We start from the raw sequence: 14,300 nt of genomic DNA on the forward strand, positions 1-14,300 counted from the left end.
AACAACAGGACGACCATCATGATCATCGATATCCACGGGCACTACACCACGGCACCCAAGGCGTTGGAGGATTGGCGCAACCGCCAGATCGCCGGCCTGAAGGACCCAAGCCAGGCCCCGAAAGTGTCCGAGCTGGCCATCAGCGACGACGAATTGCGCGAAAGCATCGAGACCAACCAGTTGGCCAAGATGAAGGAACGCGGGTCGGACCTGACGGTGTTCTCGCCCCGGGCCAGCTTCATGGCCCACCATATCGGTGATTTCGCCACCAGCTCGACCTGGGCCGCCATCTGCAACGAGCTGTGCGCCCGGGTGGCGGGGCTGTTCCCCGACAATTTCATCGGGGCGGCGATGCTGCCGCAATCGCCGGGAATCGATCCCAAGACCTGCATCCCCGAGATCGAGAAGTGCGTCAAGGAATACGGCTTCGTCGCCATCAACCTCAATCCCGACCCGTCGGGCGGACATTGGACCTCGCCGCCCTTGTCCGACCGCCATTGGTACCCGATCTACGAGGCGATGGTCGAATACGAGCTGCCGGCCATGGTCCACGTCTCGACCTCGTGCAATGCCTGTTTCCACACCACCGGGGCGCATTACCTGAACGCCGACACCACCGCCTTCATGCAGTGCCTGACCAGCGACCTGTTCAAGGACTTCCCGACCTTGAAGTTCATCATCCCCCATGGCGGCGGGGCGGTGCCCTATCATTGGGGCCGCTTCCGGGGCCTGGCGCAGGAGCTGAAGAAGCCTCTCTTACGCGAGCATCTGCTCCACAACATCTTCTTCGACACCTGCGTCTACCATCAGCCGGGCATCGACCTGCTGACCAAGGTCATCCCGGTGGACAACATCTTGTTCGCGTCCGAGATGATCGGGGCGGTGCGCGGCATCGACCCCGAGACCGGGCATTATTACGACGACACCAAGCGCTATATCGAGGCGACGCTGAACCTGTCGGCCGAGGACCGTTACAAGGTCTATGAGGGCAACGCGCGCCGCGTCTATCCCCGCCTGGACCGGGCGCTGAAGGCTAAGGGAAAGTGACCATGAACAATCTGGGAATCGTGAAGCGCAATATCGACCGCGCCGACCGGGCGGCGGTGGAAAAGCTGGCCGGCTTCGGAATCGCCACCATCCACGAGGCCATGGGCCGGGTCGGGCTGATGAAGCCCACTATGCGGCCGATCTATCCGGGCGCCCGGCTTTGCGGCACCGCGGTCACGGTCTTGCTGCATCCCGGCGACAATTGGATGATGCATGTGGCGGCCGAGCAGATACAGCCCGGCGACGTGGTGGTGGCGGCGATTTCCGCCGAATGCACCGACGGCTTCTTCGGCGACCTGCTGGCCACCTCGTTTCGGGCCCGCGGCGCGGTGGGTCTGGTGATCGATGCCGGCGTGCGCGACGTGCGCGACCTGACCGAGATGGGATTCCCGGTCTTTTCCAAATGCATCAGCGCCAAGGGCACCATCAAGGCGACCTTGGGCAGCGTCAACATCCCCGTCGTCTGCGCCGGGGCATTGGTCAATCCCGGCGACGTGGTGGCCGCCGACGATGACGGCGTGGTGGTGGTTCCGGCTGCAGTGGCTGCCCAAGCAGCGGAAGCGGCCGCCGCGCGCGAGGCCAACGAGGCGTCGAAGCGCGCCCGCCTGGCTGCCGGCGAACTGGGGCTGGACATGTATGACATGCGCGGCGCCCTGGCCAAGGCGGGGCTGAAATATATCGACTGAGCCTCACTCCTCGAACGGCAATCCGACATAGTTCTCGGCCAGGGTGGTGCGGCCGGCGTGGGAATGCAGGACGTAATCCAGCTCGGCTTCCAATGCCCGTTGCTCGAAGGGCAGGGTGTCGGGGAACACGTGCAACAGGTTGGTCATCCACCAGGAAAAACGCTCGGCTTTCCACACGCGGCGCAGGGCTCGTTCGGAATAGCGGTCGATCCCGTGCGAACTGCCGCCGTAATACTCGATCAAGGCGTGGCCCAGAAAGCGCACGTCCGACGCCGCCAGGTTCAGGCCCTTGGCCCCGGTCGGCGGCACGATATGGGCGGCGTCGCCGGCCAGGAACAGCCGGCCGAAGCGCATCGGCTCGGCGACGAAGCTGCGCAACGGGGCGATGCTTTTTTCCAGGGCCGGGCCGGTGACCAGCGACTGCCGGGCCTCTGCGTCCAGGCGCAGGCGTAATTCGTCCCAGAAGCGTTGATCCGACCAGTCGTCGACCTTGTCCGACAGTGGCACCTGCAGATAATAGCGCGACCGCGTCCGCGATCGCATCGAGCACAGGGCGAAGCCGCGCGGGTGCTTGGCATAGATCAGCTCGTCGCAGACCGGCGGCGTGTCGGACAACAGGCCCAGCCAGCCGAATGGATAGATCCGCTCGAAAAGCCGGATGGAATCCTTCGGCACCGAAGCCCGGCACACGCCGTGGAAGCCGTCGCAGCCGGCGATGAAATCGCAGTGAATGTCGTGGCGGATTCCGTCCTTCACATAGCTGACGGTGGGGTGATCGCCGTCGAAGCCGCTGATGGCCACCTCCTTGGCTTCGTAGACCGTCGTCAGGCCGGCCGCCTTGCGCGCGTCCATCAGGTCGCGGGTCAGCTCGGTCTGGCCATAGACCATCACCTGCTTGCCGCCGGTCAGGCCGTGCAGGTCGATGCGGTGGCGCTTTCCCTCGACCAGCAGCTCGATGCCGTGATGGGGCAGGCCTTGGGCATGCATGCGCGCGCCGACGCCTGCTTCGTCCAGCAGGTCGACGCACACCTGTTCCAGCACACCGGCGCGGATGCGGCCCAGAACATACTCGCCGGTATGGGCCTCGAGGATGATGGCATCGATGCCGGCTTTCGCCAGCAACTGCCCGAGAATCAAGCCGGAGGGGCCGGCTCCGATAATGGCGACTTGAACTTTCATCTCTCGTCTCCGTCCGGCCCCCCCGTTGTGTCGAAGGCGTCTACAGGCTTTCCATCGCCAGCGTTCCGGCGGCGGTGTTCGAGATGGGGATGTGGTAGTTGCGGTGGACCACACCAACCTTGTCGCCCAGGGCGCCGCGGCAGGTGACCCAGTTCAGCAGCTCGACACCTTGCGTGCCGGTCAGCTCGACGATGTCGGGGATGGAATATTGGCTGACCCAGTCGGGGTCGGTGACCAGCTTGTCCATGAATTCCAGGTCGAACGTCTTGTTGATGAAGCCGGCCCGTTCGCCGTCCAGCTGATGCGACAGGCCGCCGGTGCCCAGCACCACCACCCGGGCATCCGAATCCCACGATTCGATGGCCTTCCTGATGGCCCGACCGAAGGCCAGGCACCGCTTCGCCGACGGCAGCGGGAACTGCACGGTGTTCTGGCACACCGGAACGGTGCGGATCGAGCCGGCCTGGCGGTTGGGCAGCAACAGGTCGATGGGGATGGTGAAGGCGTGATCGACCAGCATTTCCTGACAGGTGGTCAGGTCGAACTCGTCCTCGATCAGGCTGTCGATCATGTGCCACGACAGGTCCTGGTCACCCATGAACGAGCCGGTGGTGGGAATGCCCCAGCCCTCGTCGGCATGGTGGTATTCGGGCGCGGCGCCGATCGAGAAGGTCGGCATCTTGTCGAGGAAGAAGTTCAGGCCATGGTCGTTATAGACCACCACCGCGACGTCCGGCTTGACCTTGTCCAGCCAGGCGTGGATCGGCGGGAAGCCGTCGAAGAAAGGCTTCCAATAGGGGTCCTGGTGAAGATTCTTGGCGATGGCGCGTCCGATATAGGGGACATGGGTGGTGCAGATGCCGCCGACGATCTTGGCCATGTCAGTTTCTCCCCGCTTCGACCAGCTTGGCCATGAATTCTTCCTTGGTGACGCCGGTCTGCTGGGCGCCGACATCTTGCATGTCCAGCTTGTAGATGCCGCCCAGCTTGGCGATGAAATAGGCGTTGCCGCCGGCCGCCAGCATGTCCAAGACCTGCAGCGACAAGACGGCCTTTTTCTGTTGGTGGTTCAGGGCGAACTTGTCGCAATAGGCGGCGGGGTCGGCCAGGAATTCCTGGCGGTTTTCCTCGGAATTGAACGAATAGCACATCTTGTTCAGGGCATAGCCCTTGCGGGCCATGTCGCCGTCGAAGATGGTCGTGCCGGGGATGACACGTTTGGTCTTGCTAGCCACGGTGGTTTCCTCCTGTATCGAATTCTTCCGTGTCGATTTCGCTCTGGGTGGCGGGGTTGTATCTGGCCCCTGACACGGTGGATGGGTTGATGAGTTGGTCCAGCCGCCGGGTGATATCGGCGGGCAGGGCGACGGCGTCGGCACCCAGGTTTTCTTCCAGGTGGCCGGTTGATTTGGTGCCGAACAACGCGACGATGTGGTCGCCCTTGGACAGCACCCAGGCCAGGGCCAATTGCGCCGGCGTGCAGCCGATTTCAGCCGCGATGGCGAAGAAGCCCGGCAACAGGTCCAGATTCTTGCGGTAATGCGCTTCGTCGAAGCGGGGCATCTGGCGGCGGATATCCTTGTCTTCCAACTGACGGGCCGGATCGGTCAGGGTGCCGGTCAGGAAGCCGCGCGCCAGCGGGCTGAAGGCGACCAGGGCCGCGCCCAGCTCGCGACAGGTTTCCAGCACGGCGATTTCCGGGTTGCGGGTCCACAGCGAATATTCGCTTTGCACCGCCGTCACCGGATGGACGCTATGGGCACGGCGGATGGTGGCGGCCGACACTTCCGACAGGCCGATGGTCCTGATCTTGCCGGCGGTCACCAGATCGGCCAGGGCGCCGGTGCTGTCCTCGATCGGGACCTGCTTGTCCAGGCGGTGCAGGTAGTAAAGGTCGATCACCTCGGTCCCCAGGCGGGCCAGGGCCTCGTCGCAGGTGCGTTTGATGGTCTCGGGGCGGCCGTCGATGACCCGCTTGCCGTCCACCCCGGTCATGCCGCACTTGCTGGCCAGCACGATACGGTCGCGGTAGGGCTTCAGGATCGGCCCGACCAGGGATTCGTTGGCCCCGAAGCCGTACAGCGCCGCGGTGTCGAAGAAATCGACGCCCCGGTCCAGGGCGGTCAGCAGCACCCGTTCGGCGGTCGCCCGGTCGGGCGGCGTGCCATAGGCGTGGCTGAGATTCATGCAGCCCAGCGACAGGCCGGCGACGTCGAAGGGGCCTATGGCGCGACGGATGCGCATGGTCTAGCGCCCGTTCAATTGCTGTTCCAGGGCGTGCAGCGTCTGGTAGCAGGGCAGCACCTTGCCCACCGAGGCGTTGGGCTCGCGGCCCTCGCGGATGGCGGCGACGAATTCGCGGTCCTGCAGCTCGATGCCGTTCATCGACACGTCGACCGTCGAGACGTCGATGGCCTGTTCCTTGCCGTCCACCAGATCGTCATAGCGGGCGATATAGGTGCCGCTGTCGCCGATATAGCGAAAGAAAGTCCCCAGCGGGCCGTCATTGTTGAAGGACAAGGACAGGGTGCAGATGGCGCCGGTGCTGGCTTTCAACTGGATCGACATATCCATGGCGATGCCCAGGGTCGGATGGATCGGGCCTTGCATGGCGTTGGCGGCGACGATGGCGCCGCCGGCCTGATAGGCGAACAGATCGACGGTGTGGGCGGCGTGGTGCCACAGCAGATGGTCGGTCCAGCAGCGCGGCTGGCCCAGGGCGTTGATGTTGGTCCGGCGGAAGAAATAGGTCTGCACATCCATCTGCTGGATGGTGAACTGGCCGGCCTTGATCTTGTTGTGGACCCATTGATGGCTGGGATTGAAGCGCCGGGTATGGCCGCACATGGCGACCAGGCCGGTCTGCTGTTGCAGGGCGACCACCGCTTCGGCGTCGGCCAGGCTGTCGGCCAGCGGAATCTCGATCATCACATGCTTGCCGGCCTTCAGGCAGGCCATGCCCTGCGCGGCGTGCAGCGGCGTCGGCGTGGTCAGGATCACCGCGTCCACCTCGGGCCGGGCCAGGCAATCGGCCAGATCATGGGCGACATGACCAATGCCGTACTTGGCCGCCACCTCTTCCGGCTTGTCCTCGGGCCGGCTGGCCAGCGACACCACGCGAACGCCATCGATGGCCTTCAGGGCGTCGAGATGCTTGATGCCGAAGGCGCCGGCCCCGACCAGGGCGATGTTGACGGGCTTGCTCATCGGGGTCAGATCCTTTCTTGGGGCCAATAAAGCCGCATGGGGTTGTCGACCAGCAGCTTCTTCTGCAATTCGGCGGTCGGTGCGATGTGGGGGATGAAATCGACCAGAAGCCCGTCATCGGGCATGTGATCCTTCAGGTTGGGATGCGGCCAGTCGGTGCCCCACAGAACGCGATCGGGGAAGGTTTCGACGATCCGCCGCGCGAAGGGGACCACGTCGCGATAGGCCGCCTGCTGGCCGTCCAGGGCCGGGGGGCCGGACAGCGACAGGCGCTCGGGGCAGCTGACCTTGCTCCAGACATTGGCATGCTCGCGCATGAATTTGACGAACAGTTCGAATTCGGGGCCGTCGACCGGCTTGGCGACGTCGGGCCGGCCCATATGATCGACCACCAATTCGGTCGGCAGGGCGGTGAAGAAGTCCCACAGTTCGGGCAGGTCGGCCGCCTCGAAATAGATCACCACGTGCCAGCCCAGGGGGGCGATGCGGGCGGCGATCTCCATCAACTCGTCCTTGGGGGTGAAATCGACCAGACGGCGGACGAAATTGAAGCGCACGCCGCGCACGCCGGCTTCGTGCATCGCCTGCAGGTCCTGGTCGGTGACGGTGCGCCGGACGGTGGCGATTCCGCGCGCCTTGCCGCCCGAATGGACCAGCGCATCGACCAAGGCGGAATTGTCGGCGCCGTGGCAGGTGGCCTGGACCACCACGTTGCGGGCAAAGCCCAGACGGTCGCGAAGGGCGAACAATTGGTCCTTCGAGGCGTCGCACGGGGTGTATTTGCGCTCGGGCGCGAAGGGAAAGCGCTCGCCGGGGCCGAAGACGTGGCAATGGGCATCCACCGCGCCGGCCGGCAGGCGGAACTTGGGGGAAGAGGGGCCTTGGTACCAATCCAACCAGCCCGGGGTCTTTTCGAAACGGCTCACTGGGCTTGATCCTTCAGCATGGCGATGATGCGGTCGGCCTCGGTGCGCCAGTCGCAGGATTTGGCGAAGCCGGGCGTGCCGCGTTGCCCGAACAATCCCTGGTCGGCCAGGTCGGCCATCTGCGCCTGACGCTCGGCGGTGCCGGCGGCCGATAAGGGGGCCAAGCCCATCTCGCTGACGGTGCGGGCGGATTCGCGCATTTCCTCGGCGCGGCGGCGGCCGTGCTGGATCACCCGCTGGAAGAAGTAGCTGCCCAGCTTTTCCCATTCCATGCCGGGGAAGGTCTCGACCAGCGAGGCGATCACCTGATCCTCGACGCCATAGGCCCTGGCGGCGGTGAAGCTTTCGATCACCATGGCTTCCAGGCCCTTGATCATCACCGAGCGGCACATCTTGGTGGCCGAAGCCACCCCCAGTTGGTCCGACGCCACCGTGGCGGCAAAGCCCAAGGCGTTGAGGCGGGGTTCCAACGCGGCGGCGTCGGGGCCGCCCAGCAGCAGCGGCACCTGGATGCGGGTCGGCGGCACCGAGGTCATCACCGCACCCTCGACGAAGCGGCCGCCGACCCCGTTGACCAACTCGGCCGTCTCGATCTTGGCCTTGGGCGAGGCCGAATTGAAATCCAGGAACCAGGTGCCGGCGCCGATGCCCGGCACCGCGGCCCTGGCCGCCGACACCGATTGCGAGGCGGTCACCGCCGAGATGATCAGATCGGATCGGGCCGCCAGGGCGGCGTGGTCGGCGACCAGCTCCACCCCGAAGCGGGCGGCATGCTCGGCCAGTTCGGCCTTGGACGGGCCGGCCTGCTTGATGTCGTGGGCGAAGATGGCGATCTTTCGCGCCCGCAGATCCTCGGCCAGGATGCGGGCGACCTCGCCATAACCGATCAGGCCGATGGTGCGGATGTCCCTGTCCATCACCGTCTCCCGTCCCAGATCGCGGTGGGAATCATCACCTCGCCCTTCATCAACAGGCGCGCGGTGCGCAGAAGTGCTGCGCGCAGCACCTTTTGCCGATCGACCGGGTCCAGTTCCAGCTCGACACTGAATTCGCCGGTCGGATGCTCGACGGCGACGGTCTTGACCGAGCCGGCCGGCACCACGGCGATGCCGTCGGCGACGCTGCCGTCCAGCACGCAAGCGGTGGCCACCGTGACGGCGGCCAGCACGCCGATGGCGTCATGACAGACATGGGGAATGAAACAGCGTGTCGCCACCGCGCCGCCGGCCGTCGGCGGGGCGATCAGGCACATTTTCGGGTAGTTCTTCGGCCCGACGTCGCCCAGGCCCATCAACAGGCCGGCCTTCAGGCGAAGCGCCTCGATCCGGGCCTTCAATTCGGTGTCGGCATTCATCGCCTCGACGCTTTCGGCGCCGGTGCGGCCCATGTCGGCGGCCCTGAACAGCACCATCGGCATGCCGTTGTCGATGCAGGTGACGTCCAGTCCGTCGATGCTGTCCTTGACCCGGCCGGTCGGCAGCAGGCCCGAACAGACCGAACCGGCGGTATCAAGGAAATTGATGGCGATCGGGGCCGAGGTGCCGGGCACGCCGTCGATGCGGGCGTCGCCGTCATAGGCGACGCGGCCGTTCGGGGTGCGCACCGTGATGTCGCACTGCATGTCGGTATTCAGCGTCAAGACGCGAAGCGTGGTGGTGTCGCCTTGCGGCGTGACGATGCCGCGCTCCAAGGCAAAGGGCACGACGGCGGCCAGCATGTTGCCGCAATTGGGGGTGGTGTCGACACTGTCCTTGTCGGGCTGCAACTGGGCGAACAGGAAATCCAGATCGACCCCCGGGCGGGTGCTTGGCCGGACGATGCCGACCTTGCTGGTCAGCGGATGGCCGCCGCCCAACCCGTCGATCTGGCGGGCGTGCGGGCTGCCCATCACCGCCAGCAGCACCTTGTCGCGCAAGGTGACATCCGCCGGCAGGTCGCTTTCCAGGAAGAAAGGCCCGCGCGAGGTGCCGCCGCGCATGAAGTGACAAGGGATCGGGGTCTGCATTCAATCTCTCCCAGGCATCGACCGTGTCATGGTGACAAAATCCAACGCCCGGACCAAGGCCCGGGCGTCACTTTTAGCTATAGCAAATTGTTATGGCTTGGGCGTTTTCAGCCCATTTCGGTGCGGACCAAATCGCGCAACAGCGCCATGGCCCGCCGGCCCAGGGGGGTGATCGGCTTGTGCGCCGAAACCGCCAGGAACAAGGTGCTGGTCACCGCCGGCTCGATCAGACGGCGCAGGCTGAAGCTGCCCGAGCGGCGCCACGCCACCAGGGCGGTCTGGGTCAGCACGGCGCTGCCGTAACCGGCGGCCACCAGATCCAGGATCGACGGGATCGACGACACTTCCATCACCACCTTCAGGCGCACCCCGGCCAGGGCGGCCTGGGTCTCCAACAGGCGGCGCATGGCGTGCGAGCGTTCGGGCAGGATCAGCGGGATCGACCCCAGTTCCGACCACAGCAGGGTCGGCGGATAATCGCCGGCCGGCACCACCAGGCCCAAGGGCTCGTCCATCAGGGGCGACACCTCGATGGCCGGGCTGGGCTCGGGATTGTGGACCAGGCCGACATCGACGCGGCCGCCGGCGATCCATTCGGTGACATGGGTCGACAGCCCCTCGACGATGGCCGGGCGGGCCTTGGGCAGGGTGCGGCGAAAGGCCTCGACCAGCGGCAGGGTCAGGCGCCGCCCGACACTGGGCGGCAGGCCGATGACGATGCGCCCGGCCGGCTCGTCGCGGGCCGATTCCAGGTCCTCGGCGGCGCGCTCGACCGATTGCAGGATGCCGACCGAATGTTCGAACAATCGCCGCCCGGCCTCGGTCAGGGCGACGCCGCGGCCGTTGCGGGTCAACAGCGCCACCCGCAGGTCGGTTTCCAGCAGGCGGACCTGGCGGGACAGTGCCGGCTGGGCGATGTCCAGCACCATGGCGGCCTTGGAAAAGCTGCCCAGCTCGGCGACGCGGACGAAATATTCGAGCTGACGCAGGTTCATGCCCGGCGCTCAGGCGATCTGGCTGCAGGCCAGCATCGCCTCGCGTTCGGCGAACCACAGATCGGCATAGCCGCAGGTCCGGTACTCGTTGAAATAGGGGCCGCCGATGGTGTAGTGCAGCAGCGAGATCTGATCGGCCGGCACGTCCGGGTCGTAATCCACCAGATGGCCCCAGCGATGGGGAATCTCGCCGATCAGACCGTCATCTTCCAGCCACTTGAACTGGTGCAGTTCCAAGCCGCTGGCCGTGTTGACATAGTCGGGTGTCAGTGTGGTGCAGCGGGCATTGTTGAACAGCATGACGCTGGACCAGTTCTTCTTCTCGTACTTGGTCTGCACCGCGCCCAGGAACTTGACGTCCTCGACCGGATGATGCTGGTGCTTGATCACCTGCACCGCGAAGCGATCGTCGGCCAGGGCGAACAATCGGGCGATGTCGTCTTGCACCAGCATGTCGCAATCGATGAACAGCGACCAGCCCTGATAGCCGGACAAATAGGGGGTCAGGAAGCGCGAGAAGGAAAACTCGGTCGATTGCAGCGGGTTCCTGGCCCGGGTCATCAGCTGGCCCAATTGCTTCAACGCCACCGGGGTAATGGATACCGGCCGGCTGGCCCGGGTCAGGATCGAATGGGCCAGGACGTTGAAGGCTACCGTTTCGGCCGGATCGAAGCCGATGAAGACCCGAAGCGGTAGAATCGTCTGATCCATGGCGGCATCTTCCTGGTCAATAATTGGCCGGATCGCAGGATTGGCGATGCAGCTTCAAGGTCTTGCACAATTTGGCGGCGGCGGCCTTGTTGGCCACCGGGCCTGCGACCACTCGCCAGCGGGCCGGCTTGCCGGCGGCGGCGACGTTGCGATAGCCGGCGCTCATCTTGCCCAGTTCCTCGGGGAACTTGGCCTTGATGCGTTCCCACACCGCCTGGGCGTCCTCTTCCGACTTGGCCGCGGCGAGGTTGATGCCCCAATTCTTGGCCGCCCCGTTGGTGGCGGTGCCCTGGGCCGGGGCCGGGCGGGCGCCGCTGGCGGTGCCGGCCACCGAATGGGCGCCGATCACCGTTTCGTAATTGCGCTCGATGGCGGCGCGCTCTTTCTGGGCCTCGTCGGCGGTGATCAGGCCGGCGGCGCGCAGCCGTTCCAGTCGGCCGACCGCCTGGCCGGCCTCCAGCATGTCGCGCGGCGGCAGGGGCGGGTTGTCCAGCCGCTTGGGCTTGTCGGGCAGCAGGGCGTCCAGGATCACCGTGCGTTCGGCGGAGTGCTGGGCCGGGGTGATGGCCCGGGTCTCCAGCGTCGCCGTCAGGTCGCGCAGGCGGGTGGCGACGGCGTCTTCCGACGGAATCGGCCGCTCGAGGCCAGCGGCGCCCGGCTGCAGGGTATAGGGCAGCAACGCGCCGGCATTGGCGGCGCGGCGGCGGGCGAATTCGTCGGCGGTGATCAGGCCGTCGTCCAGCAGGCGCTTCAGGATGCGGAAGCGGCCGGCCACGTTGGTTTCGGCGTCCGACACCCGGATCGGCATGCCGGTCTGGCCGATCGGGTCCATGCCGCCGGCCGACACCATCGGGCGCGGCGCGCCGGGATACAGGGCCTGGGCGCCGTCCATCGACGGCAAGGGCGGCCCGCCGATGGCCGAAGCACCGGGCGCGCGGCCGGATTCGGCGGCGCTGCGCGGGATGTGGCGGCCGGTGATCTTGTCGATCAGCGCCATGTTGGCGCGCGCCACGTCGATGATCGAGCGCGGCATCACCACGCCGCCGTCGCCGGGCGCCATGATCGAACCGGGGGTCTGGGTGGTGATGATCACCTCGTAATACTGGCGGGCCAGGTCATAGCGCCCCATGCCCTGATAGGCCATGCCGGCGACCACCAGGGCGGTCGCGTCCTTGGGATTGTAGTGCAGAGCCACCATCGCCTGGCGCTCGGCGGTGACGTAATCGCCCCTGGTCAGCGCGCTCATGGCCCGGTCGGCCGCGCCGGAATTGGCAATTCCGCCCATGGTGTTGTTGGCGCCTTGCGGATCGACGAACGGGGCGCAGGCGGCGAACGCCAGCACGACGACCGCCATGGCGGTGGACCGACCCAAACCAGAAAGGGTGCTCATGCGTTGCCCCCGAAACCGCGAACACGAGACGCGAATGTGGGCGACCTTGCCTGCGATTTTGGGATCGTTCAAGTGCCGCCAACCGATAATGTCATTGGCAAGAATGACCGGAAGCGGTTCATACTTCCTTAATGGCATCGGCCGGAGGGGGGCATGAGCAGCGGGGAGATCGAGCTCAAGTTGGTCGTCGCAGCCGACGATCTGGCGCGGGTGGCGCGGCTACGGTCCAAACTGGGCGCGCCGGCGGGGCCGATGCGGTCGATCCATCAGGTCACCACCTATTTCGACACGCCCGAGCGCACCCTGGCGGCGGCCGGCATCGGCTTGCGGGTCCGCAAGGTCGGCGACGCCCGCATTCAGACCGTCAAGGGGGCGGGGGTGGCGGCCGGCGGGTTGTTCCACCGGCCCGAGTGGGAAACCGCCATCGAGGGCGACCGCCCGCGCCTGGACCTGGCGGCCGAGGCCGGCCTGGCCGCCTTGGCCGAACCGGGCCTGGAAGACCGCCTGACCGCCTTGTTTCGCACCGACATCCGTCGTCGCCTGTGCCGGGTCGGCGGCGACGACTGGCAAGCCGAGCTGGCCCTGGACCACGGCAGGGTGGTGGCCGGCGAGCACAGCCAGCCGATCAATGAGATCGAGCTGGAGCTGATCAAGGGCAGCCCCGGCCATCTGTTCGCCGCCGCCCTGCAGATCGCCCAGCATGTGCCGGTGGGGCTGACCACGCTGACCAAGTCCGATCGCGGCCATGCCCTGGCGGAAGGCCGCGTGCCGGGTCCGGTCAAGGCCAAGGCGATCGTCTTGAAGGGCAAGCAATCGGTCGGCCAGGCCTTCATGACCATCGCGCGCAGTTGCCTGCACCAATTGCTGGCCAATCGGCCGGCCCTGCTGGACTCCCGCGATCCCGAGGCGATTCACCAGATGCGGGTGGCGCTGCGCCGCCTGCGCTCGGCCCTCAAGGTGTTCCGGTCGGCCCTGCCGGCGGCCTGCCCCGAACCGCTGGTGGCCGAGATGCGCTGGCTGCTGGGTGTGCTGGGGCCGGCCCGCGACGGTGACGTGTTCTTGTCGGAAATCCTGGGGCCGGTGATCGCCGACCATCCGGCCGAGCGCAGCCTGGCCCAGGTCGAGCGCCACTGGCGCGAGGCGCGCGACCGCGACTTCAAGGCCGCCTGCGAAGCGGTGGCCGATCCGCGCTACACCATGCTGCTGCTGCGCCTGGGCCATTGGATCGAGACGTTGGACTGGTCCGGGTCCGAAGGCGAACGGGTGGTGGCCTTCGCCCGGCGCACGCTGAACAAGCGGTTGAAACGTCTGGCCAAGGCGGCCGGGCGCTCTTTGCTGGATTTGTCGGCCGAGCAGCGCCATCAGGTTCGCATCCTGGGCAAGCAACTGCGCTATGGCGGCGATTTCCTGGCCTCGTTGTTCGCTGTGCCGTCCACCCAAGTCTTCCTGTCGGCATTGTCCGAGCTGCAGGATCATCTGGGGGAGTTGAACGACATCGCGGTGGCGGTGCCGCGCCTGTGCGCCGCCCATCAAAGCGGGCGTGCCGCCTGGGCCGCCGGCCTGATCGCCGGCTGGCACGAATCACGCCGACCGATCTTGCTGTCCGAGGCCGAGGCGGCATGGCGCCGCCTGCGCAAGCTGGATCCGTTCTGGCGGTAGGGGGATTCGTTCAATTGCGCGGCGGGCGCCGCGGGGATTCGTTCAATTGCGCGGCGGGCGCCGCACGGCCGAGAACCAATATTCCTCGACCGAATGAATGGCGCGGAACAACTGGTCCATATCGACCGGCTTGGCGATATAGCCCGAGGCCCCCAGGTCGTAGGACGCAACGATATCGCGCTCGACATCCGAGGTGGTCAGCACCACCACCGGAATATTGGCGAGAAGCGGATCCTCCTTCATCGCCCGCAGCACCTCGCGGCCGTTCATCTGCGGCATGTTCAGATCCAACAGGACCAGGTCCGGGGTGGGGGCGTCGGTGAAACGCGGCGCTTCCCGGCGCAGGACCGCCATCGCCTCCTTGCCGTTGATGGCGACCATCGTGTGGCACAGGAACCGTCCCTCGGCCAGCGCCAGCCGGACCAGATCGACGTCTCCCGGCTCGTCATCGACGATCAGGATGTTGAAACGGGAATCACTGTTGCTTTGCATGCG

General features: G+C 66.2%; 15 protein-coding genes. 3 read left to right on the forward strand and 12 right to left on the reverse strand.

All coding sequences use genetic code 11. From position 1 onward, the window contains the following. Positions 1-18 precede the first annotated feature (18 nt). Positions 19-1,047, forward strand: a complete 1,029-nt coding sequence (locus MTBLM5_RS03100; RefSeq protein ID WP_173974342.1) for an amidohydrolase family protein — start codon at positions 19-21, stop codon at positions 1,045-1,047. Positions 1,048-1,049: 2 nt separating this feature from the next. Next, positions 1,050-1,733: a 4-carboxy-4-hydroxy-2-oxoadipate aldolase/oxaloacetate decarboxylase gene (ligK, locus tag MTBLM5_RS03105; RefSeq protein WP_173974343.1), complete on the forward strand. Its 684-nt coding sequence runs from the start codon at positions 1,050-1,052 to the stop codon at positions 1,731-1,733. A gap of 3 nt (positions 1,734-1,736) precedes the next feature. Here ligK and pobA read toward each other — a convergent pair whose 3' ends face one another. The 11 genes from pobA to MTBLM5_RS03160 form a co-directional block, all read right to left on the reverse strand. Further along, complete coding sequence (pobA, locus tag MTBLM5_RS03110) at positions 1,737-2,912, reverse strand: 4-hydroxybenzoate 3-monooxygenase (RefSeq protein ID WP_173974344.1); 1,176 nt, start codon at positions 2,910-2,912, stop codon at positions 1,737-1,739. Between the two features lie 40 nt (positions 2,913-2,952). Continuing rightward, a complete protein-coding gene (locus tag MTBLM5_RS03115; RefSeq protein ID WP_173974345.1) occupies positions 2,953-3,792 on the reverse strand; it encodes a class III extradiol dioxygenase family protein in 840 nt (279 codons plus the stop codon). 1 nt (position 3,793) lies between these two features. Next, positions 3,794-4,147: a protocatechuate 4,5-dioxygenase subunit alpha gene (locus MTBLM5_RS03120; RefSeq protein WP_173974346.1), complete on the reverse strand. Its 354-nt coding sequence runs from the start codon at positions 4,145-4,147 to the stop codon at positions 3,794-3,796. After that, the gene (locus MTBLM5_RS03125; protein ID WP_173974347.1) at positions 4,140-5,156 is read right to left on the reverse strand and encodes an aldo/keto reductase; all 1,017 of its coding nucleotides are present in this window, start codon (positions 5,154-5,156) and stop codon (positions 4,140-4,142) included. Before MTBLM5_RS03125 ends, MTBLM5_RS03120 begins: the two co-directional genes overlap by 8 nt. A gap of 3 nt (positions 5,157-5,159) precedes the next feature. Further along, positions 5,160-6,119: a Gfo/Idh/MocA family oxidoreductase gene (locus tag MTBLM5_RS03130; RefSeq protein WP_173974348.1), complete on the reverse strand. Its 960-nt coding sequence runs from the start codon at positions 6,117-6,119 to the stop codon at positions 5,160-5,162. 5 nt (positions 6,120-6,124) lie between these two features. Then, positions 6,125-7,045, reverse strand: coding sequence for an amidohydrolase family protein (locus tag MTBLM5_RS03135; RefSeq protein WP_173974349.1), 921 nt, complete (start codon positions 7,043-7,045; stop codon positions 6,125-6,127). After that, positions 7,042-7,962, reverse strand: a complete 921-nt coding sequence (locus MTBLM5_RS03140) for a DUF1932 domain-containing protein (protein WP_173974350.1) — start codon at positions 7,960-7,962, stop codon at positions 7,042-7,044. Before MTBLM5_RS03140 ends, MTBLM5_RS03135 begins: the two co-directional genes overlap by 4 nt. Further along, the gene (locus tag MTBLM5_RS03145; protein WP_173974351.1) at positions 7,962-9,050 is read right to left on the reverse strand and encodes a 4-oxalomesaconate tautomerase; all 1,089 of its coding nucleotides are present in this window, start codon (positions 9,048-9,050) and stop codon (positions 7,962-7,964) included. Before MTBLM5_RS03145 ends, MTBLM5_RS03140 begins: the two co-directional genes overlap by 1 nt. Positions 9,051-9,157: 107 nt before the next feature. After that, positions 9,158-10,045: a LysR family transcriptional regulator gene (locus tag MTBLM5_RS03150; protein ID WP_173974352.1), complete on the reverse strand. Its 888-nt coding sequence runs from the start codon at positions 10,043-10,045 to the stop codon at positions 9,158-9,160. Positions 10,046-10,054: 9 nt separating this feature from the next. Further along, positions 10,055-10,756, reverse strand: coding sequence for a glycosyltransferase (locus tag MTBLM5_RS03155; RefSeq protein WP_173974353.1), 702 nt, complete (start codon positions 10,754-10,756; stop codon positions 10,055-10,057). A gap of 16 nt (positions 10,757-10,772) precedes the next feature. Continuing rightward, positions 10,773-12,146, reverse strand: coding sequence for an SPOR domain-containing protein (locus MTBLM5_RS03160; protein WP_173974354.1), 1,374 nt, complete (start codon positions 12,144-12,146; stop codon positions 10,773-10,775). Positions 12,147-12,299: 153 nt separating this feature from the next. On the opposite strand from MTBLM5_RS03160, the gene MTBLM5_RS03165 reads away from it, so the two are divergent. Continuing rightward, positions 12,300-13,805, forward strand: a complete 1,506-nt coding sequence (locus MTBLM5_RS03165) for a CYTH and CHAD domain-containing protein (RefSeq protein ID WP_173974355.1) — start codon at positions 12,300-12,302, stop codon at positions 13,803-13,805. A 42-nt stretch (positions 13,806-13,847) separates the two neighbouring features. On the opposite strand, the gene MTBLM5_RS03170 is transcribed toward MTBLM5_RS03165, so the two are convergent. Further along, positions 13,848-14,297 (reverse strand): response regulator, encoded by a 450-nt coding sequence (locus MTBLM5_RS03170; protein ID WP_173974356.1) that lies wholly within the window; start codon positions 14,295-14,297, stop codon positions 13,848-13,850. Positions 14,298-14,300: the final 3 nt, after the last annotated feature.

The sequence above is a fragment of the Magnetospirillum sp. LM-5 genome, assembly GCF_902729445.1.
In the GTDB taxonomy this organism is placed as follows: Bacteria; Pseudomonadota; Alphaproteobacteria; order Rhodospirillales; family Magnetospirillaceae; genus Magnetospirillum.